Raw genomic sequence first — 22,788 nt, 5'->3', positions numbered from 1 at the left:
CCTTGAGTGTATCCTGCCATGCAGCGTGAGCTGCATTGTATATGCTGTTTGTGCTAGGTAAGCCCTTCACACGCACAAGCGATTATACGCGGCGACGTTTTGGAGGGCGGCAACCGTTGTGCGGAACTGGTGTTACGTCACGGATTGCAGTTACTTCAAGACCAGTAGCTTGGAGGGCACGGATAGCCGCTTCACGTCCAGCACCAGGACCTTTAACGTTAACTTCTACTGTACGCATACCGTTGTCCATTGCAACTTTCGCTGCAGTTTCAGCAGCCAATTGTGCTGCGAACGGAGTCGATTTACGTGATCCTTTAAATCCAAGGTTACCAGAAGTAGCCCATGAGATCGCGTTACCTTGCGTGTCAGTGATTGTGATGATTGTGTTGTTGAATGTAGAACGGATGTGTACCACACCGACTTCAACATGTTTTTTGACTTTACGTTTTGAACGTACATTTTGCTTACGTTTCGCCATTGTTCAATTCCCTCCTTTACTTCTTCTTGTTCGCTACTGTACGGCGTGGGCCTTTACGAGTACGCGAGTTGTTCTTCGTGTTTTGTCCGCGAACAGGGAGACTACGACGGTGACGAACACCGCGATATGCGCCGATCTCGATCAAACGTTTAATGTTGAGTGAAACTTCACGGCGAAGGTCACCTTCAACTTTAATTCCGTCAATTGCTTCACGGATACGGTTGATTTCGTCTTCTGTAAGATCACGTGTGCGTGAATCTTCAGATACGTTTGCAGCCTTCAAAATTTCTTGTGCTCTTGTTTTACCAATACCAAAGATGTATGTGAGCGAAATAACGATACGTTTTTCGCGTGGAATATCTACACCAGCAATACGTGCCATGTGTGCACCTCCTCTTAGATTAACCTTGTTTTTGTTTGTGTTTCGGGTTTTCGCAAATTACCATTACTTTACCCTTACGACGAATAACTTTACATTTTTCGCAGATCGGTTTTACCGACGGTCTTACTTTCATGATTATACCCTCCTCCTGGAAAAATCGGAGTTACTTGTAACGGTACGTAATCCGCCCGCGAGTCAAGTCGTACGGAGACAACTCGACAGTTACGCGGTCACCTGGAAGGATTCGAATGTAGTGCATCCGAATTTTCCCTGAGACGTGCGCGAGCACCGTGTGGCCGTTTTCTAACTCCACTTTAAACATTGCGTTTGGAAGTGGTTCGACAACAGTGCCTTCCACTTCAATGACATCTTGTTTCGCCATCATTTATTCCCCTTTCTATATGAAGATATTTAGGAGCACAGACGATCTATCGCATTGTACTGTGAGAGAAGGATCCGTAACGGATCAGCACGAAGCAATAGAGCCTCATTCACCGGAATCGAGTTTCGTTAAAATCTCGTATCCATCGTCTGTGATGGCGATGGTGTGCTCAAAGTGGGCGCACATGCTACCGTCCACTGTCACAACTGTCCAGTTGTCAGCCAGTGTCCGAACATAGCGTTGACCAGCGTTCACCATTGGTTCAATGGCTAACGTCATTCCAGTCTTCAGGCGCGGCCCTTTACCCGGTGGACCATAGTGCGGAATTTGCGGTTCTTCATGCAAATTTTGTCCGACACCATGACCGACGTATTCGCGGACAACAGAGAAATCATGAGATTCCACATACGCTTGAATCGCATGCGAAATATCTGTTAAACGCTGTCCAGCCTTAGCGTGCTCCAATCCTTTATACAGACTTTCTTCAGTCACGTCAAGTAACTGCTGTGTCTCTTCCGTGATTGTTCCCACTGGATACGTCCAAGCGGAATCTCCATGGTATCCGTTATAGTAGGCACCGATGTCGATTGAGATGATATCTCCATCGTTCAATACCCGTTCCCCGGGAATCCCATGAACAAGCTCTTCGTTCACTGAAGCACAAACGCTACCGGTAAACCCGTTGTAGCCTTTGAACGACGGTGTCGCACCTTGGCTGCGAATGTATTCTTCCGCGATCCGGTCGAGCTCAAGCGTCGTAATACCTGGTTTGATGTGCTCTTTGAGCACCTGGTGTGTTCGAGCAACAATTTGCCCAGCCTCACGCATAATCGCTATTTCACGAGGCGTCTTCGTGATGATCATTCAGTACCACCGAGTAACGCTTTGACATCGGCGTATACGACATCGATTGGACGATCTCCATCCAATGTACGAAGATACCCTTTTTCAGCGTAAAAGTCAATGAGTGGTTTCGATTGCTCAATGTTGACGTCAAGGCGACGGCGAACCGTTTCCTCTTTATCGTCTTCACGTTGCATGAGAGCCGACCCATCCACATCACAGATGCCTTCCACTTTAGGTGGGTTGAAGATCACGTGATATGTCGCACCACACGTCGGGCAGATCCAACGACCTGTCAAACGCGGGACGAGAATTTCCGCATCCACATCGATATTCACGACATGGTCAATCTGTTTTCCCAAATCTTTAAGCAAACTTTCGAGTGCCTCTGCTTGAGCAACAGTACGCGGGAATCCATCGAGCAAGAAACCGTTTTTCGTATCATCTTGACTCAAACGCTCACGTACGATTCCGATTGTTACCTCATCCGGTACGAGTTCGCCTTTATCCATGAACGATTTTGCTTCTTTGCCGAGTGGCGTTCCGCCTTTGATTGCCGCACGAAACATGTCGCCTGTCGAAATGTGTGGGATTTGGTACTCTTCGACGATTTTAGCCGCTTGAGTCCCTTTCCCTGCACCCGGTAAGCCCATGAGTACTAGATTCATCTCAGTTAGCCTCCAGTTTTGATTTTCACAACACGTCGTAACACGACAGGAAGGAAGGGTGTACCCTTCCTTCCGCTTTAACGGATAAAGCCTTTGTAGTGTCGTTTTACGAGTTGACTTTCGATTTGTTTCATCGTTTCGAGGGCTACCCCGATGACGATCAACAAGCTCGTTCCTCCGATTTGCACCGAAGTTGGGAGACCGGCAAGCTTAATGAAGATTGTCGGCATGATCGCAACGAGCGATAGGAAAATCGCTCCGAAGAATGTCAAACGATAGAGCAACTTCGTGATGTACTGTTCTGTTTGCGCCCCAGGACGAATCCCAGGAATATAGCCACCTTGCTTCTGCAGGTTTTCTGCCATCTGTTCAGGGTTGACCTGAATGAATGTATAGAAGTAAGCGAACGCGATGATGAGCGCTACGTAGATGGACATTCCGATTGGAGATGTCGTATCGAAGTAAGTCTGCAACTTCTGCGTCGTTTCCGGAGAAGCAATGAAGCTTGCAACAGTTGGTGGTGTCACCATGAAGGAAATCGCAAAGATGACCGGGATGACACCGGCAGCGTTTAGTTTGATTGGCAAGTGCGTCGACTGTCCGCCCACAGGGGTACGGTTCGCCGTGCGTTTTGCGTATTGGATCGGAATTTTACGAGCGGCCTGTTGAACATAAATGATCCCCATGGTCACCGCAAGAATGACGAGCAATAACACAACCAAGTAAACGATGTTAATGAATAACGCATCTCCAGCATTTTGGAGCTTCGTTTCATAAATCTGCGTAAAGATTCTTGGGAACCCAGCGACGATACCGGCGAAGATAATGATGGAAATACCATTCCCAACACCTTTCTCCGTCGTCATCTCACCAAGGAACATCAAGAACGCCGTACCTGCAGTCAGCACGATCGCAATCACGAAATAGGTTGCCGTGCCCCACGTCTCGTTGACGAGACCTGGATAGAGGCGGTTAAATCCGAACGACAATGACGTCGCTTGGATAAACCCTAACATGATCGTCCCATAGCGCGTGACCGTCGCTAACTTTTTACGCCCGGACTCGCCTTGTTTTGCCCATTCGGCAAACTTCGGAACGACGTCCATTTGTAAGAGCTGCACAACGATCGATGCCGTGATGTACGGCATGATCCCCATTGCGAACAGGGAGAAGTTCTGTAAAGCATTTCCTCCAAACAAGTTCAAGAAGTCTAAAAGACCACCTGAGTCAAAACGCAACACATCCGTATTCACCATCGGCACCGGGATATGGGCCCCGATGCGGAAAATGATGATGATTGCGAGTGTGAAGAGAATACGCTGTCGAATATCTTTCACGCGCCACATATTGGAGATCGTCTGAAACATCAGATCACCTCAACTGAACCGCCAGCTGCTTCGATCGCTTCTTTCGCTGCACCCGAGAATTTGTTGGCTTTTACAGTCAATTTTGTTTCAAGCTTGCCGTTAGCAAGTACTTTGATTCCGTCTTTAGCAGAGCTGACAACACCAGTCTCAATTAAGAGTTCTGGAGTAACTTCAGTACCTGCCTCGAAACGGTTAAGCGTGTCTAGGGAAACAACTGCATACTCTTTACGAGTAGGGTTGTTGAAACCGCGTTTTGGAAGACGACGGTAAAGTGGGTTTTGCCCACCTTCGAATCCTGGACGAACGCCACCGCCCGAACGAGCTTTTTGACCTTTATGTCCACGGCCAGAAGTTTTACCGTTACCAGTCGCCATACCGCGACCGACACGGTTGCGTTCGTGACGCGAACCTGGAGTTGGCTTCAATTCATGGAGTTTCATAGTGGCACCTCCTTATTTAGTAAGATCTTTATTATTCGTTGATTTCGTTTACAGTCACAAGGTGCGACACTTTTTTGATCATACCGCGCATCGCTACGTTGTCAGGGACAACGACAGTCTGATGCATTTTACGAAGACCAAGTGTACGTACTGTTACACGCTGATCTTCCGGACGACCAATAGTGCTGCGTGTGAGGGTGATTGCGAGTTTCGCCATGTCTAATTCCCTCCCTTATTTAAGAAGTTCTTCTACGCTTTTACCGCGTAGTTTAGCAACTTCCTCTGCTTTTTTAAGCTCTGTCAAGCCTTTAACCGTCGCACGGACGATGTTGATTGGTGTGTTAGATCCAAGCGATTTCGAAAGGATGTCACCTACACCTGCGAGTTCGAGCACTGCACGAACTGGACCACCTGCGATAACCCCAGTACCTTCAGAAGCTGGTTTCATGAATACACGACCTGCTCCGAATACTCCTGTGATTTCGTGTGGAATTGTTGTACCGACCATCGGTACTTGAACCATGTTTTTCTTAGCGGCTTCAATAGCCTTGCGGATCGCTTCTGGCACCTCTTGTGCCTTACCTGTACCGAAACCGACGTGACCATTTTTGTCACCTACGACGACGAGAGCGGCGAAACGGAAGCGACGGCCACCTTTCACGACTTTCGCGACGCGGTTTACGGTAACAACGCGTTCTTCAAGTTGTTCCATGTTAACGTCTAACTGGCGCATCGAGTGTCCCCTCCTTTTTGTTAGAATTTAAGACCTGCTTCACGAGCTGCTTCAGCAACAGCTTTGACGCGGCCATGATAGAGGTATCCACCACGGTCGAACACAACAGTGTCGATACCTTTCTCGAGTGCACGTTCAGCTGCAAGTTTACCAACAGCTTTCGCTGCTTCAACGTTGCCGCCGTTTGTAAGATCGAGAGCTTTATCTTTCGAAGATGCTGACACAAGCGTTGTTTGTGCTGCATCATCGATGAGTTGAACGTAGATGTGCTTGCTCGAGCGGAATACGTTCAAACGTGGACGAGCTGCTGTCCCCGTGATCGTACGACGTACACGAGCATGACGTTTCTTACGAACTGCATTTTTGTCTGCTTTTGTGATCATTTATGCCACTCCTTTCCGTTCATTTCGTGACGAATTACTTACCAGTCTTACCTTCTTTACGGCGAATACGTTCATCAGAGTAACGAACACCTTTACCTTTGTAAGGTTCTGGAGCACGGTACGAGCGGATTTGAGCTGCAACGTGACCGACGCGCTCTTTGTTAATCCCTTTAACGATGATTTGCGTGTTTGAAGGAACTTCGATCTCGATACCTTCTTCAGCAACGTACTCGATTGGGTGCGAGTAACCGAGGCTGAGGACGAGTTTGTTTCCTTGCTTAGCAGCACGGTAACCAACCCCTGAGATCTCAAGTGTTTTCTGGAATCCGTTAGACACACCTTCTACCATGTTGGCGATAAGGGCACGTGTCGTACCGTGGATCGTACGGTTCTCTTTCGAGTCATCCGGACGAACGACAGTCAATTCGTTTTCTTCAATTTTGACTTCCAAGGCTGGGTTAGCTGAAAGCGAAAGTTCACCTTTAGCACCTTTTACTGTGACCGTGTTGTCTTCTGCAACCGTGACAGTAACGCCAGCTGGAATCGTAACTGGTTTTTTACCAATACGTGACATTGATTACACCTCCGTTCTTGTTAGAAAAGTGACTTACCAGATGTAGGCGAGCACTTCGCCGCCGACTTGTTGTTGGCGAGCTTCTTTATCAGTCATAAGACCTTTTGATGTCGAAAGAACTGCGATACCGAGTCCTCCGAGTACTTTTGGTACTTCATCTGCTTTTGCGTATACACGAAGACCTGGTTTCGAAATGCGTTTGAGACCAGTGATAACACGTTCGTTGCTTGCTCCGTATTTAAGGAACAAACGAAGTGTACCTTGCTTAGCGTCCTCGATATATTCAACATCGCGAATGAAACCTTCACGCTTGAGGATCTCTGCAACCTCACGTTTGATATTAGAAGCTGGAAGCTCTAATTTTTCATGGCGAACCATGTTAGCGTTACGGATACGTGTAAGCATATCTGCAATTGGGTCTGTCATTACCATGCGATGTACCTCCTTTCACACTGTTAGTGGATTACCAACTTGCTTTTTTAACACCAGGGATTTGACCTTTGTATGCAAGATCACGGAACTTGATACGGCTGATCCCGAATTTACCCATGTAACCATGTGGACGACCTGTGATGCGGCAACGGTTATGAAGACGCACAGGTGAAGAGTTACGTGGCAATTTGCTGAGTCCGATGTAGTCGCCTTCAGCTTTCAATTGTGCACGTTTCTCAGCGTACTGGGCAACGAGTTTCTCGCGTTTTTGTTCGCGATTCACCATTGACTTTTTAGCCATGTTGTCGACCTCCCTTTAGATTATTTTTGGAATGGCATTCCGAGAAGTGTGAGCAATTCACGAGCTTCTTCGTCTGTGTTCGCTGTTGTAACAACAACGATATCCATACCGCGTACTTTTGTTACTTTATCGTAATCGATCTCAGGGAAAATAAGTTGCTCTTTCACACCAAGCGTGTAGTTACCGCGTCCGTCGAATGCTTTCTTCGATACACCGCGGAAGTCACGTACACGTGGAAGTGAAACAGTTACCAATTTGTCGAGGAAATCGTACATACGCTCGCCACGAAGTGTAACCTTCGCACCGATTGGCATGCCTTCACGAAGTTTGAAACCAGCGATTGATTTCTTAGCCTTCGTTACGAGTGGTTTTTGACCAGAAAGAATCGATAATTCTTCCACTGCCATGTCAAGCGCCTTCGAGTTCGAAACAGCGTCACCTACACCCATGTTGATGACGATCTTGTCGACCTGTGGGACTTGCATAACTGAGTCATAGTTGAATTTATCCATCATCGCTTTCACGATGTCGCTTTTATACTTCTCTTGCAAACGGTTCATAGTCGAATGGACCTCCTTTCGTCACGTTCTTCTTATTTATCGAGTACTTCGCCCGATTTCGCGACACGAACTTTTTTACCATCGACTACTTTGAAACCAACGCGAGTTGGTTTGCCCGTTTTAGGGTCGAGTGGCATGACGTTCGAGACGTGAATTGGTGCTTCGATTTCAAGGATACCGCCTTGTGGATTCGCTTGTGATGGTTTCGAGTGTTTTTTAATCACGTTGATACCTTCTACGACTACGCGGTTCTTGCTTGGCATAGCTTTGAGGATAACCCCTTGCTTGCCTTTATCTTTACCAGACATTACCTGGACTGTATCGCCTTTTTTAACATGCATCGTTTTGCGCACCTCCTTATAGGATTGAAATTGGAAATTAAAGTACTTCCGGTGCCAACGAAACGATCTTCATGAATTCTTTTTCACGAAGTTCACGTGCAACTGGCCCGAAGATCCGAGTGCCGCGTGGGCTCTTGTCATCTTTGATGATGACTGCTGCGTTCTCATCGAAACGGATGTACGAACCATCTTTACGACGAGCGCCGCGTTTTGTACGAACGACAACTGCTCTGACAACGTCACCTTTTTTAACAACGCCACCTGGTGTTGCTTGTTTTACCGTCGCGACGATGATGTCACCGATGTTTGCAGTCTTACGACCTGAACCACCGAGGACTTTAATTGTCAACAGTTCACGCGCGCCAGAGTTGTCTGCTACTTTCAAGCGAGATTCTTGTTGAATCATGCGAGTGTACCTCCCTCCGGATGTTTATAGATCCGAACTGTTATTAGATGATTACTGATTCTTCTACTACTGTTACGAGACGGAAACGTTTGTCTTTAGAAAGCGGACGTGTTTCCGCGATGCGTACTACATCGCCGATTTTAGCGACATTGTTCTCATCGTGCGCTTTAAATTTCTTCGTGTAGTTTACACGTTTGCCATAAAGCTTATGACGTACTTTTGTTTCAACTGCAACGACGATCGTTTTGTCCATTTTGTCAGACACGACGCGTCCAGTGAGTACTTTACGCTTATTGCGTTCCATGAGTGTTACCTCCTCTTAAAGAATCCGATTAGATTAGCCGTTGTTGATGCCGAGTTCGCGTTCACGAAGAATCGTTTTAGCACGCGCAATCGACTTGCGTACTTCACGGATACGAGCAGGATTCTCAAGCTGACCTGTAGCTAATTGGAAACGAAGGTTAAAGAGTTCTTCTTTCCACTCGCCTACTTTACCGTTGAGCTCTTCAGTTGTTGATTGACGGAGATCAGTTGCTTTCATTCGTATCACCACCATTTTCTTCACGTTTCACGAACTTACATTTAACTGGAAGTTTGTGCGCTGCAAGACGAAGTGCCTCACGTGCGACTTCCTCAGATACACCCGCGATTTCAAACATAACTTTGCCAGGCTTAACTACAGCTACCCAGCCTTCTGGAGCACCTTTACCCGAACCCATTCGGACTTCGAGAGGCTTTTTCGTGTATGGTTTGTGTGGGAAGATCTTGATCCACACTTTACCACCACGTTTCATATAACGTGTCATTGCGATACGTGCTGATTCGATTTGACGGTTTGTAATCCAGCTCGCTTCGAGCGATTGGAGACCGAATTCACCGAAATGTACTGTTGTGCCGCGTTTTGCATTCCCGCGCATTTTACCACGGTGTACACGACGATATTTCACGCGTTTAGGTAACAACATAGTGTGTTGCCTCCTTCCTGAAAGAGTGTTTATTATTCAGCGTTTTTAGCTGTGTTGTTTTTTGTTGGAAGAACTTCACCATGGTACAACCAGACTTTGATTCCGATTTTACCATAAGTTGTGTCAGCTTCAGCTGTTCCGTAATCGATATCGGCACGGAGTGTGTGAAGTGGAACTGTTCCTTCCGAGTACTTCTCTGAACGAGCGATATCAGCGCCACCAAGACGACCAGAAACTTCTGTTTTGATCCCTTTGATGCCTGTGCGCATCGAACGTTGGATTGATTGTTTCATTGCACGACGGAATGACACACGGCCTTCCAATTGACGAGCGATGTTTTCAGCAACAAGTTTAGCGACAGCGTCCGCGTTTTTCACTTCAACAACGTTGATGTGAACACGTTTGCCTTCAGCAAGCTTGATGATGTTTTTGCGGAGTGACTCGATTTCCGAACCACCCTTACCGATAACCATACCTGGTTTCGCAGTGTGAAGCGAAATGTTCACGCGATTTGCAGCGCGTTCGATTTCTACTTTAGAAATACTAGCATCCTTCATTTTGTTTTCGATGTATTCACGAATAACGAAGTCTTCATGAAGGAGATCTGCGTAGTCTTTCTCAGCGTACCAACGCGAATCCCAGTCTTTGATAATACCAACGCGAAGACCGTGCGGATTTACCTTTTGACCCACTACATATCCCTCCTTATTTCTCAGTTACCACGATGTGGATGTGGCTTGTGCGTTTGTTAATACGGCTTGCGCGACCCATCGCACGTGGGCGGAAGCGTTTGAGTGTTGGACCTTCGTTGACGTAGATTTCCGACACCACAAGGTTCTCAATATTCATATCGTAGTTGTGCTCTGCGTTTGCAATCGCTGACTTCAATACTTTTTCAACGATTGGCGACGCTGCCTTGTTCGTGTGAGCAAGGACAGAGAGCGCTTCGCCGACTTGTTTCCCGCGAATTAAGTCTACAACGAGACGTGCTTTGCGAGGAGCAAGACGGACCATATTAGCTGATGCTTTAGCTTGCATGGATTTGACCTCCCCTCAAATTACCGTTTCGTTTTCTTGTCTGATCCGTGACCTTTGTACGTGCGTGTTGGAGCGAATTCACCAAGTTTGTGACCGACCATGTCTTCTGTCACGAATACTGGTACGTGTTTACGACCATCGTGTACACCGAACGTGTGACCCATGAATTCTGGGAAGATTGTCGAGCGACGTGACCAAGTTTTGATGACTTGCTTCTCACCAGATTCGTTGAGTTTGTCAACTTTAGCGAGCAAATGGTGATCTGCGAATGGACCTTTTTTCAAGCTGCGACCCATGATAGAACCTCCCTTTGGAATGATTCGGGAACGGCTCTTTCGAACCGCCCGAGAATCATGTAGTAATTATTTCTTACGGCGACGAAGGATGTACATGTCGCTCGATTTGTTTTTCTTACGTGTTTTAAGACCAAGAGCTGGTTTACCCCAAGGAGTAAGTGGGCCCGAACGACCGATTGGCGCACGACCTTCACCACCACCGTGTGGGTGATCAACCGGGTTCATTACAGAACCACGTACTGTTGGGCGTTTGCCTAACCAACGTGAACGTCCTGCTTTACCGATGTTTACGAGTTCGTGTTCTTCGTTACCAACTGAACCGACTGTCGCGCGGCAAGTGCCGAGGAACAAGCGTGATTCACCTGACTGAAGACGAACGATGACGTACTTGCCGTCACGTCCTTGGATTTGTGCCGATGCACCAGCCGCACGAACAAGCTGACCGCCCTTACCAGGCTTAAGCTCGATGTTGTGGATAGTAGTACCGACAGGGATGTTCACGAGTGGAAGAGCGTTCCCCACTTTGATATCCGCTTCAGGACCAGACATGATTTCCATGCCTACTTTGATGCCCTTAGGAGCGAGGATGTAACGTTTCTCACCATCTGCATAGTTGATGAGGGCGATGTTCGCTGAACGGTTTGGATCGTATTCGATCGTAGCAACGCGTCCGACGATGCCATCTTTGTTACGTTTGAAATCGATGATACGGTATTTGCGTTTGTGCCCGCCACCTTGGTGACGCACAGTCAAACGACCTTGGTTGTTACGACCGCCTTTTTTCGAAAGCTTTTCAGTTAACGATTTTTCAGGACGGTTCGTTGTGATCTCTGCAAAGTCGAGAGATGTCATGTTACGGCGACCGTTAGTGGTCGGCTTAAACTTTTTAATTGCCATCGAGGATTCCCTCCTTTTCTTCTAAGGTAGTAAATTAACCGAGGAAGTCGATTGTGTTGCCTTCAGCAAGGGTTACGATCGCTTTTTTACGACGAGCTGTGTAACCAGAGTGACGACCGACACGTTTCGCTTTCGGTTTCATGTTCATTGTGTTTACCGAAGCAACTTTCACATTGAAGATTGTTTCGATAGCGTACTTCACTTGCGATTTAGTCGCTTTAACGTCGATCTCGAAAACGTATTTGTTAGCTTCCATGAGGCTAACAGAACGCTCAGTGATGATAGGACGTTTGATGATATCGTATGCTTGAGCCATTATGCAAGCACCTCCTCTACCTTCGCAACCGCATCTTTAGTGAAGATGACTTTGTCGTTAGCAACGAGGTCAAGAACGTTAACGCCTGCTGCCTCGATCACAGTCACTCCTGGGATGTTACGAGCTGCGAGAGCGATAGTCTCATTGTAGTCCGCTGTGACTACAAGAGCCTTACGTGCTACTGACAAGCTGTTCAAAACAGCAGCCATGTCTTTTGTTTTTGGTGCATCGAAAGCAAGGCCTTCGAGGACGATCATTTCGTTGTTTTTCACTTTCGACGAAAGAGCCGAGAGAAGTGCTAAACGACGAACTTTTTTAGGAAGCTTGTAAGAGTATGAACGTGGTGTTGGACCGAAGACTGTACCACCACCAACCCATTGTGGTGAGCGGATAGAACCTTGGCGCGCACGACCAGTTCCCTTTTGTTTCCATGGTTTACGGCCGCCACCGCGTACTTCCGAGCGACCTTTCGTATCGTGAGTACCTTGACGGCGTGATGCTTGTTGCATGACGATCGCGTCATAAAGTACTGAGTCGTTTGGCTCGATACCGAAGATGGCTTCTGCCAATTCGATTTCGCCAACTTGTGAACCTGTTTGGTTAAGCAAAGCTACTTTAGGCATTCGTAATTCCTCCTTTCCGTGCAGTTAATTAGTTACCTTTTACCGCTGTTTTGATGATGACGTTCGACTTGCGAGCGCCTGGGATTGCGCCTTTAACGAGTACAAGGCCGCGTTCCGCGTCAACTTTGACAACTTCAAGGTTTTGAATCGTTTTACGCTCGCCGCCCATTTGACCAGGAAGAAGCTTCCCTTTAAATACGCGGTTAGGAGCTACAGGACCCATCGAACCAGGACGACGGTGGTAGCGCGAACCGTGAGCCATTGGTCCACGTGATTGTCCGTGACGCTTGATCGCACCTTGGAATCCTTTACCTTTCGATGTACCTGTTACGTCTACTAATTCACCTGCAGCGAAAATGTCCGCCTTGATCTCTTGACCGATTTCGTATCCTTCTACTGAAGTACGAATCTCTTTCATGAAGCGCTTAGGTGTCGCGTTTGCTTTCGCAGCGTGACCTTTTGCCGGTTTGTTTTGACGTGATTCTTTGATGTCTCCGAAACCGAGTTGAACTGCTTCGTAACCGTCAGTTTCAACTGTTTTAAGTTGAAGCACGACGTTTCCTTCGACAGCAACTACTGTTACTGGTACGACTTCGCCTGCTTCGTTGAAGATTTGAGTCATACCAAGTTTTGTTCCTAAGATTCCTTTAGCCATGAGATACACCTCCTGTTTAATAATTATTGTCTCTTCTGGCTAGTATCTACTATATGAAGAATTAAAGTTTGATTTCGATGTCAACACCTGATGGTAATTCGAGGCGCATAAGCGCATCAACCGTTTTTGGTGTTGGGTTAACGATGTCGATCAAGCGTTTGTGTGTACGCATCTCGAACTGCTCACGAGCATCTTTATACTTGTGAACCGCACGAAGGATCGTGTAGATCGATTTGTCAGTTGGAAGCGGGATTGGACCCGAGACCTTCGCACCTGAACGTTTCGCAGTTTCAACGATTTTCTCAGCTGATTGATCGAGAACGCGATGGTCGTATGCTTTTAAACGAATACGGATTTTTTCATTTGCCATGTAAGTTTCCCTCCTTTGTCGCCTATTTTTAAAAATAGACAGTTCTCCGCGGAAATTTCCACACCGGCCATGGCAAAGCTGCCTGGCGTGTCATAACCTCCCGCTTCATCGCAGCGTGCTTGTGTCAGCAGAGGTATCCGATCATTGCAAATCAACGATTGGACCCGATTTCTGCTGTAAAGTCTCTCACCACTCGCACAAACACTTAATCATTATATCGAATCTACATATGAAATGCAAGATTTGATTTTTAAATCGTGCCGGATGTCTGGTGCGTTGTTCAACGTTCACTAATGTAACAAGATTTGAACCCTTTTGCAAGCTATTTTCCTTCTTTTGTTGAACTATTTGTTTCAAGAACCGCCATGCCAACTCTACCTAGCGTTTCATACGTTCTCCAAAGCGCTCCGTGACAGATTCGATGACCGAGGCTGGGGCTCGTTTCAAGCAAGTTTGGACAATTGTCTCGTCAAGCATATTTGTCTCAAAGTGATGTGTCAGACGCTCAAGTTTATCCGGTCGGTTCATCACCGTGTACAGTACAATCCACTCTTCGAGATGCATCCAACTGCCGGTCGGTTCAATATAAGGATGTGTATAGATCCCATCGGTACACTTCATCCGAAAACTGGCCATCACATCAATATCTCCGCCTTCGAACTCATATTCCCCAAAGTAGGTCGTCACGTAATCTGGATGTGGCGCCGACTCGACTTTCTTCCCAGCACGGCTCAATACTTGATCCAATCGCTCGAATTGATCCGGTTCGACAAACACATCCAAGTCGTTCGCCGTTCCGATTAATCCATGATGCTTTAATAACGTCGATCCACCGAACCGACACGCGATTCCGTTCAAGCGACATAACGTCTCGACTTGCTTCTCCATCATCGTCTCCCCTTTCATTCGACATATGTCTCATCTTACCACGTCTCGCCACAAAACAAAAAAGCAGCCCGCAAAATGCGGACTGCTTGAAAGGTCAGTGTATCAATCGATTACTCGATGATTTCAGTTACTGAACCAGCGCCTACTGTACGGCCACCCTCACGGATTGAGAAACGTGTTCCGTCTTCGATCGCGATTGTAGAAATCAATTCGATCGTCAACTCGATGTTGTCTCCTGGCATTACCATTTCAGTACCTTCTGGAAGGTGAACGATACCTGTTACGTCAGTTGTACGGAAGTAGAACTGCGGACGGTAGTTCGCGAAGAATGGCGTGTGACGGCCACCCTCTTCTTTAGAAAGAACGTAGATCGAAGCTTTGAACTTCGAGTGCGGCGTGATTGAACCTGGCTTAGCAAGTACTTGTCCACGCTCGATGTCTTCACGTGATACACCACGGAGAAGAGCACCGATGTTGTCGCCAGCTTCAGCGTAGTCGAGAAGCTTACGGAACATCTCTACACCAGTACATACAGTTTTCTTAGTTTCTTCTGTAAGACCAACGATTTCAACTTCGTCGTTGACGCGGAGAACACCACGCTCAACACGACCAGTCGCTACAGTACCGCGACCAGTGATTGAGAATACGTCCTCAACTGGCATCATGAATTCTTTGTCCGTGTCACGAACTGGCTCAGGGATGTACTCATCAACTGCGTTCATGAGTTCCATGATTTTTTCTTCCCACTGAGCTTCGCCGTTAAGCGCGCCAAGTGCAGAACCTTTGATTACAGGAAGGTCGTCGCCTGGGAAGTCATACTCAGAAAGAAGTTCACGGATTTCCATTTCAACGAGCTCGAGGAGTTCTTCGTCGTCAACCATGTCAACTTTGTTCATGAATACGACGATGAAAGGAACACCTACTTGACGTGAAAGAAGGATGTGCTCACGTGTTTGTGGCATTGGGCCATCAGTTGCAGAAACAACGAGGATCGCGCCGTCCATTTGTGCAGCACCAGTGATCATGTTTTTAACATAGTCAGCGTGACCTGGGCAGTCAACGTGTGCATAGTGGCGTTTTTCTGTTTCGTACTCGATGTGAGCTGTTGCGATTGTGATACCGCGCTCACGCTCTTCAGGAGCACCATCGATTGCGTCAAACTTTGTAGCTGTTTTCCCTTGTGCTTTTGAAAGTACAGCTGAGATCGCTGCAGTCAAAGTTGTTTTACCGTGGTCGACGTGGCCAATTGTACCAACGTTAACGTGCGGTTTAGAACGGTCGAATTTTTCTTTACCCATTCTAGATTCCTCCTCTATTAGACAATTAATTTTTATTTAACTAGGAAGACGTAGGCTACTTTTAACATACGTCCTCCTTAGCTTACAACAATCAATTCAGCGTTACAACCGTTATTAGCCGTTCGCTTTTTTGATGATTTCTTCTGCGATTGACTTCGGCACTTCTTCATAGTGATCGAAGTGCATCGAGTACGTTCCACGTCCTTGCGTACGTGAACGAAGCGATGTCGCATAACCGAACATTTCTGAAAGTGGAACCATTGCTTTAACGACTTGTGCGTTACCGCGTGCTTCCATACCTTCTACGCGTCCACGGCGTGACGTGACGTCACCCATGATGTCTCCCAAGTATTCTTCTGGGATGACAACTTCAACACGCATCATTGGCTCAAGGATAACAGCTTTCGCTTGCTCCTTAAGTTGTTTAACCGCCATCGAAGCAGCAACTTTAAACGCCATCTCGTTCGAGTCGACATCGTGGTAAGATCCGAAGACGAGGGCAGCTTTAACGTCAACTACTGGGTAACCAGCGAGGATACCGTTTTCGAGAGCTTCTTCAATCCCGTTTTGAACAGCTGGGACGTATTCACGTGGTACAACACCACCGACGATCTTGTTCTCGAATGCGAATCCAGCGCCTTCTTCGTTCGGCTCGAATTCAACGACAACGTGACCGTACTGACCGCGTCCACCTGATTGACGTACGAATTTCGAATCGATCTTCGCAGCGCCACGGATTGTCTCACGGTAAGCAACTTGTGGTGCACCGACGTTTGCTTCTACTTTGAATTCGCGACGCATACGGTCAACGAGGATATCAAGGTGAAGCTCACCCATACCAGAGATGATCGTTTGACCAGTCTCTTGGTTTGTTTCAGTGCGGAAAGTTGGATCCTCTTCTGCGAGTTTCGCGAGGGCTTGACCCATTTTGTCTTGGTCGGCTTTCGATTTAGGCTCGATTGCGACCGAGATAACTGGTTCTGGGAATGTCATTGACTCGAGAACGACGTTGTCTTTCTCTGAGCAAAGCGTATCACCAGTCGTAGTATCTTTGAGACCAACAGCTGCGGCGATGTCACCAGCATATACCATTGGAATCTCTTCACGGCTGTTCGCGTGCATTTGAAGGATACGACCGAGGCGCTCACGCTTACCTTTAGTCGAGTTCTTCACATACGAACCAGCTTGTGCTGTACCAGAGTACACACGGAAGAACGTCAATTTACCGACGTAAGGATCCGTCATGACTTTGAACGCAAGTGCCGAGAACGGCGCATCATCCGAAGGCTCACGCGTGATTTCTTCTTCTGTGTCGAGGTTGATCCCTTTGATTGACTCAACGTCAACTGGTGACGGGAGGTAATCAACAACAGCGTTCAACATCAATTGAACACCTTTGTTTTTGAAGGCCGAACCAACGAGTACAGGGTAGAATTCTACGCTGAGTGTTGCTTTACGAATACCAGCTTTGAGTTCGTCGATTGAGATCTCTTCGCCTTCGAGGTATTTCATCATCAACTCTTCGTTGTAGTCTGCGACCGCTTCGATCAATTGACCGCGAAGTTCTTCAGCTTCGTCAGCCATGTCAGCTGGGAAGCCATCCGTTACTTCGATGTCAGTACCGAGGTCGTTCGAGTACATGTACGTCTTCATTTCGACGAGGTCGACGATTCCTTTGAATTCGTCTTCCGCACCGATTGGAAGTTGGATTGGGTGTGCATTTGCATGCAAGCGCTCGTGAAGTGTTTTCACCGAGTACAAGAAGTCCGCACCGATCTTATCCATCTTGTTGACGAATACGACACGTGGAACACCGTAAGTCGTCGCTTGACGCCATACAGTTTCTGTTTGTGGTTCAACACCTGACTGAGCGTCAAGTACTGCAACTGCGCCATCAAGTACACGGAGTGAACGTTCAACTTCAACAGTGAAGTCTACGTGTCCAGGTGTATCGATGATGTTTACACGGTGGCCATTCCACTGTGCAGTTGTCGCAGCAGAAGTGATCGTGATTCCACGCTCTTGCTCCTGCTCCATCCAGTCCATTTGTGAAGCTCCTTCATGAGTTTCACCAATCTTGTGGATACGACCTGTGTAATAAAGAATACGTTCAGTTGTTGTCGTTTTACCGGCATCGATGTGAGCCATGATCCCGATGTTACGAGTATTCTTTAGGGAGAATTCTCTTGCCATACTGGGTATTCTCCTTCCGCATGTGTTTTTCGTGTGCTGGCACACGATATGATTATACCCGAAAGCCACTCCATTAAGCCACCGCTTGGTGACTTGGAGTGGTCTTTACGTTTAACTTACCAACGATAGTGAGCAAACGCTTTGTTCGCTTCTGCCATCTTATGCATGTCTTCGCGTTTCTTAACAGACGCACCAGTGTTATTGGCTGCATCCATGATTTCGTTCGCGATACGTTGCTCCATCGTTTTCTCGTTGCGGAGACGAGCGTAGTTCACGAGGTAACGAAGACCAAGTGTCGTACGGCGCTCTGGACGAACTTCAACAGGAACTTGGTAGTTTGCTCCACCAACACGGCGAGCTTTAACTTCAAGTACAGGCATGATGTTGTTCATTGCTTCTTCGAACACTTCCATAGGCTCTTTGCCTGAGCGTTCAGCGATGAGGCCAAATGCGTTGTAAATGATAGTTTGAGCTGTACCTTTTTTACCGTCTAACATGACACGGTTAATGAGGCGAGTTACCAATTTCGAGTTGTAGATCGGATCTGCGATAACGTCACGACGTTCTGCACGGTTTTTACGCATCCGAGTACCCTCCTTTCAAAATTTCAGTAGTTTTTAGTTTTGCGAGAATTACTTCTTCGCAGCTTTCGGACGTTTCGTACCGTATTTAGAACGGCCTTGCATACGTCCGTCAACACCTGCAGTGTCAAGCGCACCACGAACGATGTGGTAACGTACCCCTGGTAAGTCTTTTACACGTCCTCCACGGATAAGAACAACGCTGTGCTCTTGAAGGTTGTGGCCAATACCTGGAATGTACGCAGTCACTTCGATTTGGTTAGTCAAACGAACACGAGCATACTTACGTAATGCCGAGTTCGGTTTCTTCGGAGTCATTGTACCAACACGTGTACAAACACCACGTTTCTGTGGTGAGCTCACGTTAGTTTGTGACTTGATGAAACTGTTGTAACCTTTGTTAAGTGCTGGAGAGTCAGATTTAACGACTTTCGATTTACGTCCTTTACGGACTAACTGGTTGATAGTAGGCATCTTTGAAGATCCTCCCTTCCTGAATTATGCTATTTTCTAGACCCACCGACCCGGGTGGTTCATTTAAGGTCATAACGAAACGCTTTTACGAGGCGTAGGCATTCCATGACCTCGCAAAAACGTGAGTTATACCTTGAAAGTGGCAATAATAGCAGCCAAACCTTTCCGAAGAAAGATCGGGTGACGTCCGAGTAGCTTGCCGACTGCTGGACACCGTTGTCATCGACAACAACCGATTGGCGGCACTAAATCATAGTAGCACCGCCAACCTATGCTGTCAAGACGTTTTTATTCGACTGTCGTGTCTTCGAGGACGGCTTTCGTCTCTTCTTCTTTGAGCTCGACATCACGGTAAACCGGCATCCCAGTACCAGCTGGAACGAGTTTCCCGATGATGACGTTCTCTTTGAGTCCGAGGAGATAGTCGCGCTTGCCTTTGATGGCAGCATCTGTCAATACACGAGTTGTTTCTTGGAACGAAGCAGCCGAGAGGAACGAATCTGTCTCAAGCGACGCTTTCGTGATTCCGAGAAGGACCGGTTTCGCTGTTGCCGGGCTCTTGCCTTCACGGAGCGCATCTTTACATGCTTCCTTGAAGACGCTGATGTCGACGAGCGAACCAGGGAGGAGCGGCGTGTCACCAGACTCGATGACTTTAACGCGGCGAAGCATTTGGCGAACCATAACTTCGACGTGTTTGTCGCCGATCTCTACCCCTTGCATCCGGTAAACTTTTTGTACTTCTTGGAGAAGATAGTTTTGAACACCAGATACACCACGGACGGCGAGCAATTCTTTCGGATCGATCGAACCTTCCGTGAAGACTTCTCCGGCTTCTACCGTATCTCCGATTTGAACACGAAGACGTGCTCCGAACGGGATCGTGTACGTGCGTGTCTCACTGAGTCCTTCGACTGTGAGTTCACGTTTGTCACGCGATTCTGTAAAGTCGATGACCGTACCAGGGATTTCCGAGATGACCGCTTGCCCTTTCGGGTTACGAGCCTCGAATACCTCTTGGATACGCGGAAGACCTTGCGTGATATCATCTCCGGCTACCCCACCTGTGTGGAAGGTACGCATTGTAAGCTGCGTTCCTGGCTCACCGATCGATTGGGCGGCGATGATACCGACAGCTTCGCCGACTTCAACGTTCGAGCCAGTCGCCAAGTTGCGGCCGTAACATTTCTTACATACGCCGTGTGACGTGTTACATGTAAAGGCTGTCCGGATTTCAACTCGTTCGATTCCAGCATCGACGATGTCGCGAGCGAGATCTTCGGTGATCAATTGGTTCTTCTCGACCATGACTTCACCCGTTTCCGGATGTGCCACTGTCTCGAAAGCTGTACGGCCGACGAGGCGGTCATACAAGTTTTCGATTTCTTCCGTGCCTTCGCGGAGGGCGGCGACGCGGATTCCGCGGTCCGTTCCACAGTCTTCTTCACGGATGATGACATCTTGGGCTACGTCAACGAGACGACGTGTCAAGTAACCTGAGTCAGCCGTCTTAAGGGCTGTATCGGCGAGACCTTTACGCGCACCGTGTGTCGAGATGAAGTATTCTTGTACCGTCAGACCTTCACGGAATGAAGATTTGATCGGAAGTTCGATGATGCGGCCAGATGGAGCGGCCATCAAACCACGCATCCCTGCGAGCTGCGTGAAGTTGGACGCGTTACCACGGGCACCTGAGTCAGACATCATGAAGATTGGGTTCAAGCGATTGAGGGATTTCATCAATCGTGATTGAATCTCATCCTTCGCTTCGTTCCAAGAGCGTACAACGCGCTCGTAACGCTCATCTTCAGTGATGAGACCGCGACGGAATGACTTCATGATTTGATCGACTTGAGTTTGCGCTTCATCAAGGATTTCTTGTTTGTCCGGAAGAACGATGATATCTGCGATTCCGACCGTCACACCGGCTTTCGTCGAGTGTTTGAAGCCGAGATCTTTCATCCGGTCAAGCATGCGGCTTGTTTCAGTCGTTTCAAACTTCTGGAACACTTCCGCGATGACTTTTCCAAGGAATCCTTTTTTGAACGGCTCGATGAGTGGACGTGAGGCGATTTCTTCCGCCACGTTGGCACCTTTGTCGATGAAGTACTTGTCAGGCGTTGCTTCCTGTAAGTTTTCCATCGTCGGCTCGTTCAAGTATGGGAACGTGTTCGGCAAGATCTCGTTAAAGATCATTTTACCGACCGTTGTGATCAACAATTTCTCGTTTTGCTCATCTGTGAACGTCGGGTTGTTGAGCGTACGTGCTGGAAGAGCGACACGTGTATGCAAGTGGACATAGCCATTTTGATACGCGATGAGCGCTTCGTTCACGTTCGACAAAATTTTCCCTTGTCCGACGGCATCGTCGCGTTCAAGCGAGATGTAGTAGTTACCGAGGACCATATCCTGCGATGGTGTAACAACTGGTTTACCGTCTTTCGGGTTCAAGATGTTTTGCGCTGCGAGCATGAGAAGACGAGCTTCCGCTTGTGCTTCAGCAGAAAGTGGTACGTGAACCGCCATTTGGTCACCATCAAAGTCGGCGTTATAAGCCGTACATACGAGCGGGTGAAGGCGAATCGCGCGACCTTCGACGAGAATCGGTTCGAAAGCTTGAATCCCTAGGCGGTGAAGCGTTGGGGCACGGTTCAAGAGAACCGGATGCTCACGAATGACTTCTTCGAGGACGCCCCAGATTTCTGGTTGCATCTTCTCAATCTTACGTTTGGCGTTCTTGATGTTCGACGCGATGCCGCGACCGACAAGTTCTTTCATCACGAACGGTTTGAAGAGTTCAAGGGCCATCTCTTTCGGGAGACCACATTGGAACATCTTCAAGTTTGGACCAACGACGATAACCGAACGTCCTGAGTAGTCGACCCGTTTACCAAGAAGGTTTTGACGGAAACGACCTTGTTTCCCTTTCAACATGTGTGAAAGTGATTTAAGCGGACGGTTACCTGGTCCTGTGACCGGACGACCACGACGACCGTTGTCGATGAGGGCGTCAACCGCTTCTTGAAGCATACGCTTCTCGTTTTGCACGATGATGTTCGGCGCGCCGAGGTCGAGCAAACGTTTGAGACGGTTGTTACGGTTGATGACTCGACGATACAAATCGTTCAAGTCAGAAGTCGCAAAGCGTCCCCCGTCGAGCTGCACCATCGGGCGAAGCTCTGGCGGGATGACAGGAAGTACTTCGAGGATCATCCAATCTGGATCATTCCCCGACGTGAAGAATGCATCGAGCACTTCAAGGCGTTTGATCGCACGTGTGCGACGCTGACCTTGAACCGTCTTCAATTCTTCGCGGAGTTCTCCGACTTCCTTCTCGAGTTGTACGTCTTGAAGGAGTGTCCGGATTGCTTCCGCACCCATGTCTGCTTTGAAGTCACTACCGTATTTTTCACGGTAGAGACGGTATTCTTTTTCCGAGAGAAGTTGTTTCTTCTCAAGCGGAGTGTCACCTGGCTCCGTCACGACGTACGACGCGAAGTAGATTACTTCTTCGAGTGCACGTGGTGACATATCGAGAACAAGCCCCATTCGGCTTGGAATCCCTTTGAAGTACCAGATGTGCGAAACTGGTGCCGCGAGCTCGATATGGCCCATACGCTCGCGACGCACTTTCGCTTTCGTCACTTCAACGCCACAGCGGTCACAAATGACTCCTTTATAACGGATCCGTTTGTATTTCCCACAGTAACATTCCCAGTCTTTCGTAGGACCGAAGATTCGTTCACAGAACAATCCGTCCTTCTCTGGTTTGAGTGTACGATAGTTGATCGTTTCCGGCTTTTTGACTTCCCCGTAAGACCACGAACGGATCTTCTCGGGTGAAGCCAAGCCGATTTTCATATATTCAAATCGATTAACATCTACCAAGGGGCCGACCTCCCTT

General features: G+C 47.9%; 34 protein-coding genes. All 34 read right to left on the bottom strand.

What is annotated here, in order from left to right; all coding sequences use genetic code 11:
* Positions 1-82: 82 nt before the first annotated feature.
* The gene (rpsK, locus tag NMQ00_RS00775) at positions 83-478 is read right to left on the bottom strand and encodes a 30S ribosomal protein S11 (protein WP_021066624.1); all 396 of its coding nucleotides are present in this window, start codon (positions 476-478) and stop codon (positions 83-85) included.
* A 16-nt stretch (positions 479-494) separates the two neighbouring features.
* Positions 495-860: a 30S ribosomal protein S13 gene (rpsM, locus tag NMQ00_RS00770; RefSeq protein WP_024372197.1), complete on the bottom strand. Its 366-nt coding sequence runs from the start codon at positions 858-860 to the stop codon at positions 495-497.
* A gap of 19 nt (positions 861-879) precedes the next feature.
* Positions 880-993, bottom strand: coding sequence for a 50S ribosomal protein L36 (gene rpmJ / locus NMQ00_RS00765; protein WP_003156543.1), 114 nt, complete (start codon positions 991-993; stop codon positions 880-882).
* Positions 994-1,023: 30 nt separating this feature from the next.
* On the bottom strand, positions 1,024-1,242 hold the full coding sequence (gene infA, locus NMQ00_RS00760; protein ID WP_021066622.1) for a translation initiation factor IF-1: 219 nt from the start codon (positions 1,240-1,242) through the stop codon (positions 1,024-1,026).
* A gap of 105 nt (positions 1,243-1,347) precedes the next feature.
* Entirely contained in the window at positions 1,348-2,106 is a 759-nt protein-coding gene (map, locus tag NMQ00_RS00755) for a type I methionyl aminopeptidase (protein WP_255177510.1), read from the bottom strand.
* Positions 2,103-2,753: an adenylate kinase gene (locus tag NMQ00_RS00750; RefSeq protein WP_029594431.1), complete on the bottom strand. Its 651-nt coding sequence runs from the start codon at positions 2,751-2,753 to the stop codon at positions 2,103-2,105. The genes map and NMQ00_RS00750 overlap by 4 nt, the downstream gene beginning before the upstream one ends.
* A 77-nt stretch (positions 2,754-2,830) precedes the next feature.
* Complete coding sequence (secY, locus tag NMQ00_RS00745; protein WP_034781688.1) at positions 2,831-4,120, bottom strand: preprotein translocase subunit SecY; 1,290 nt, start codon at positions 4,118-4,120, stop codon at positions 2,831-2,833.
* Positions 4,120-4,560 (bottom strand): 50S ribosomal protein L15, encoded by a 441-nt coding sequence (rplO, locus tag NMQ00_RS00740; protein ID WP_021066618.1) that lies wholly within the window; start codon positions 4,558-4,560, stop codon positions 4,120-4,122. The genes secY and rplO overlap by 1 nt, the downstream gene beginning before the upstream one ends.
* Positions 4,561-4,591: 31 nt before the next feature.
* On the bottom strand, positions 4,592-4,777 hold the full coding sequence (rpmD, locus tag NMQ00_RS00735) for a 50S ribosomal protein L30 (protein ID WP_021066617.1): 186 nt from the start codon (positions 4,775-4,777) through the stop codon (positions 4,592-4,594).
* 15 nt (positions 4,778-4,792) lie between these two features.
* Positions 4,793-5,293 carry a 30S ribosomal protein S5 gene (rpsE, locus tag NMQ00_RS00730; RefSeq protein ID WP_021066616.1) on the bottom strand — a complete coding sequence of 167 codons (501 nt, stop codon included), beginning with the start codon at positions 5,291-5,293 and terminating at the stop codon, positions 4,793-4,795.
* A gap of 20 nt (positions 5,294-5,313) precedes the next feature.
* A complete protein-coding gene (rplR, locus tag NMQ00_RS00725) occupies positions 5,314-5,676 on the bottom strand; it encodes a 50S ribosomal protein L18 (RefSeq protein ID WP_012727661.1) in 363 nt (120 codons plus the stop codon).
* 34 nt (positions 5,677-5,710) lie between these two features.
* Positions 5,711-6,250 carry a 50S ribosomal protein L6 gene (gene rplF, locus NMQ00_RS00720; RefSeq protein WP_131437951.1) on the bottom strand — a complete coding sequence of 180 codons (540 nt, stop codon included), beginning with the start codon at positions 6,248-6,250 and terminating at the stop codon, positions 5,711-5,713.
* Positions 6,251-6,283: 33 nt separating this feature from the next.
* Positions 6,284-6,682, bottom strand: coding sequence for a 30S ribosomal protein S8 (gene rpsH / locus NMQ00_RS00715; RefSeq protein ID WP_021066614.1), 399 nt, complete (start codon positions 6,680-6,682; stop codon positions 6,284-6,286).
* 31 nt (positions 6,683-6,713) lie between these two features.
* On the bottom strand, positions 6,714-6,983 hold the full coding sequence (rpsN, locus tag NMQ00_RS00710; protein ID WP_021066613.1) for a 30S ribosomal protein S14: 270 nt from the start codon (positions 6,981-6,983) through the stop codon (positions 6,714-6,716).
* Positions 6,984-7,003: 20 nt separating this feature from the next.
* Positions 7,004-7,543, bottom strand: coding sequence for a 50S ribosomal protein L5 (gene rplE, locus NMQ00_RS00705; RefSeq protein ID WP_016508927.1), 540 nt, complete (start codon positions 7,541-7,543; stop codon positions 7,004-7,006).
* 32 nt (positions 7,544-7,575) lie between these two features.
* Positions 7,576-7,884: a 50S ribosomal protein L24 gene (gene rplX / locus NMQ00_RS00700; RefSeq protein ID WP_021066612.1), complete on the bottom strand. Its 309-nt coding sequence runs from the start codon at positions 7,882-7,884 to the stop codon at positions 7,576-7,578.
* A 37-nt stretch (positions 7,885-7,921) separates the two neighbouring features.
* Complete coding sequence (gene rplN, locus NMQ00_RS00695; RefSeq protein WP_012727667.1) at positions 7,922-8,290, bottom strand: 50S ribosomal protein L14; 369 nt, start codon at positions 8,288-8,290, stop codon at positions 7,922-7,924.
* 43 nt (positions 8,291-8,333) lie between these two features.
* Positions 8,334-8,594 (bottom strand): 30S ribosomal protein S17, encoded by a 261-nt coding sequence (rpsQ, locus tag NMQ00_RS00690; RefSeq protein ID WP_021066611.1) that lies wholly within the window; start codon positions 8,592-8,594, stop codon positions 8,334-8,336.
* 33 nt (positions 8,595-8,627) lie between these two features.
* Entirely contained in the window at positions 8,628-8,831 is a 204-nt protein-coding gene (rpmC, locus tag NMQ00_RS00685; protein WP_012727669.1) for a 50S ribosomal protein L29, read from the bottom strand.
* Entirely contained in the window at positions 8,818-9,255 is a 438-nt protein-coding gene (gene rplP / locus NMQ00_RS00680) for a 50S ribosomal protein L16 (RefSeq protein ID WP_016508922.1), read from the bottom strand. Before rplP ends, rpmC begins: the two co-directional genes overlap by 14 nt.
* A gap of 32 nt (positions 9,256-9,287) precedes the next feature.
* Positions 9,288-9,947, bottom strand: a complete 660-nt coding sequence (gene rpsC, locus NMQ00_RS00675) for a 30S ribosomal protein S3 (protein ID WP_034781696.1) — start codon at positions 9,945-9,947, stop codon at positions 9,288-9,290.
* A gap of 13 nt (positions 9,948-9,960) precedes the next feature.
* Entirely contained in the window at positions 9,961-10,293 is a 333-nt protein-coding gene (gene rplV / locus NMQ00_RS00670; protein WP_034781699.1) for a 50S ribosomal protein L22, read from the bottom strand.
* Positions 10,294-10,313: 20 nt separating this feature from the next.
* Positions 10,314-10,589, bottom strand: a complete 276-nt coding sequence (rpsS, locus tag NMQ00_RS00665; RefSeq protein ID WP_012727673.1) for a 30S ribosomal protein S19 — start codon at positions 10,587-10,589, stop codon at positions 10,314-10,316.
* Positions 10,590-10,655: 66 nt separating this feature from the next.
* Positions 10,656-11,486 (bottom strand): 50S ribosomal protein L2, encoded by an 831-nt coding sequence (gene rplB, locus NMQ00_RS00660; protein ID WP_034781701.1) that lies wholly within the window; start codon positions 11,484-11,486, stop codon positions 10,656-10,658.
* Positions 11,487-11,520: 34 nt separating this feature from the next.
* The gene (gene rplW, locus NMQ00_RS00655) at positions 11,521-11,802 is read right to left on the bottom strand and encodes a 50S ribosomal protein L23 (RefSeq protein WP_034781704.1); all 282 of its coding nucleotides are present in this window, start codon (positions 11,800-11,802) and stop codon (positions 11,521-11,523) included.
* On the bottom strand, positions 11,802-12,425 hold the full coding sequence (gene rplD, locus NMQ00_RS00650) for a 50S ribosomal protein L4 (protein ID WP_255177509.1): 624 nt from the start codon (positions 12,423-12,425) through the stop codon (positions 11,802-11,804). Before rplD ends, rplW begins: the two co-directional genes overlap by 1 nt.
* Before the next feature lie 28 nt (positions 12,426-12,453).
* Positions 12,454-13,080: a 50S ribosomal protein L3 gene (gene rplC / locus NMQ00_RS00645; protein ID WP_034781707.1), complete on the bottom strand. Its 627-nt coding sequence runs from the start codon at positions 13,078-13,080 to the stop codon at positions 12,454-12,456.
* A 61-nt stretch (positions 13,081-13,141) separates the two neighbouring features.
* The gene (gene rpsJ, locus NMQ00_RS00640) at positions 13,142-13,450 is read right to left on the bottom strand and encodes a 30S ribosomal protein S10 (protein WP_016508894.1); all 309 of its coding nucleotides are present in this window, start codon (positions 13,448-13,450) and stop codon (positions 13,142-13,144) included.
* Between the two features lie 378 nt (positions 13,451-13,828).
* Positions 13,829-14,338, bottom strand: a complete 510-nt coding sequence (locus NMQ00_RS00635) for a nucleotidyltransferase family protein (protein WP_255177508.1) — start codon at positions 14,336-14,338, stop codon at positions 13,829-13,831.
* Between the two features lie 110 nt (positions 14,339-14,448).
* Positions 14,449-15,636: an elongation factor Tu gene (tuf, locus tag NMQ00_RS00630; RefSeq protein ID WP_131437953.1), complete on the bottom strand. Its 1,188-nt coding sequence runs from the start codon at positions 15,634-15,636 to the stop codon at positions 14,449-14,451.
* A 114-nt stretch (positions 15,637-15,750) separates the two neighbouring features.
* Entirely contained in the window at positions 15,751-17,829 is a 2,079-nt protein-coding gene (gene fusA, locus NMQ00_RS00625) for an elongation factor G (protein ID WP_255177507.1), read from the bottom strand.
* A 116-nt stretch (positions 17,830-17,945) separates the two neighbouring features.
* A complete protein-coding gene (gene rpsG / locus NMQ00_RS00620; RefSeq protein WP_021066600.1) occupies positions 17,946-18,413 on the bottom strand; it encodes a 30S ribosomal protein S7 in 468 nt (155 codons plus the stop codon).
* A 48-nt stretch (positions 18,414-18,461) separates the two neighbouring features.
* Positions 18,462-18,884, bottom strand: coding sequence for a 30S ribosomal protein S12 (gene rpsL / locus NMQ00_RS00615; protein WP_012727683.1), 423 nt, complete (start codon positions 18,882-18,884; stop codon positions 18,462-18,464).
* 288 nt (positions 18,885-19,172) lie between these two features.
* Positions 19,173-22,772, bottom strand: a complete 3,600-nt coding sequence (gene rpoC, locus NMQ00_RS00610) for a DNA-directed RNA polymerase subunit beta' (protein ID WP_303826279.1) — start codon at positions 22,770-22,772, stop codon at positions 19,173-19,175.
* Positions 22,773-22,788 lie beyond the last annotated feature (16 nt).

Origin of the sequence: Exiguobacterium aurantiacum, assembly GCF_024362205.1 — a bacterium.
GTDB classification, from domain to species: domain Bacteria; phylum Bacillota; class Bacilli; order Exiguobacteriales; family Exiguobacteriaceae; genus Exiguobacterium; species Exiguobacterium aurantiacum_B.
Note: the sequence above shows the minus strand (reverse complement) of the source record. Positions and strands in the feature narration are given on the sequence as shown.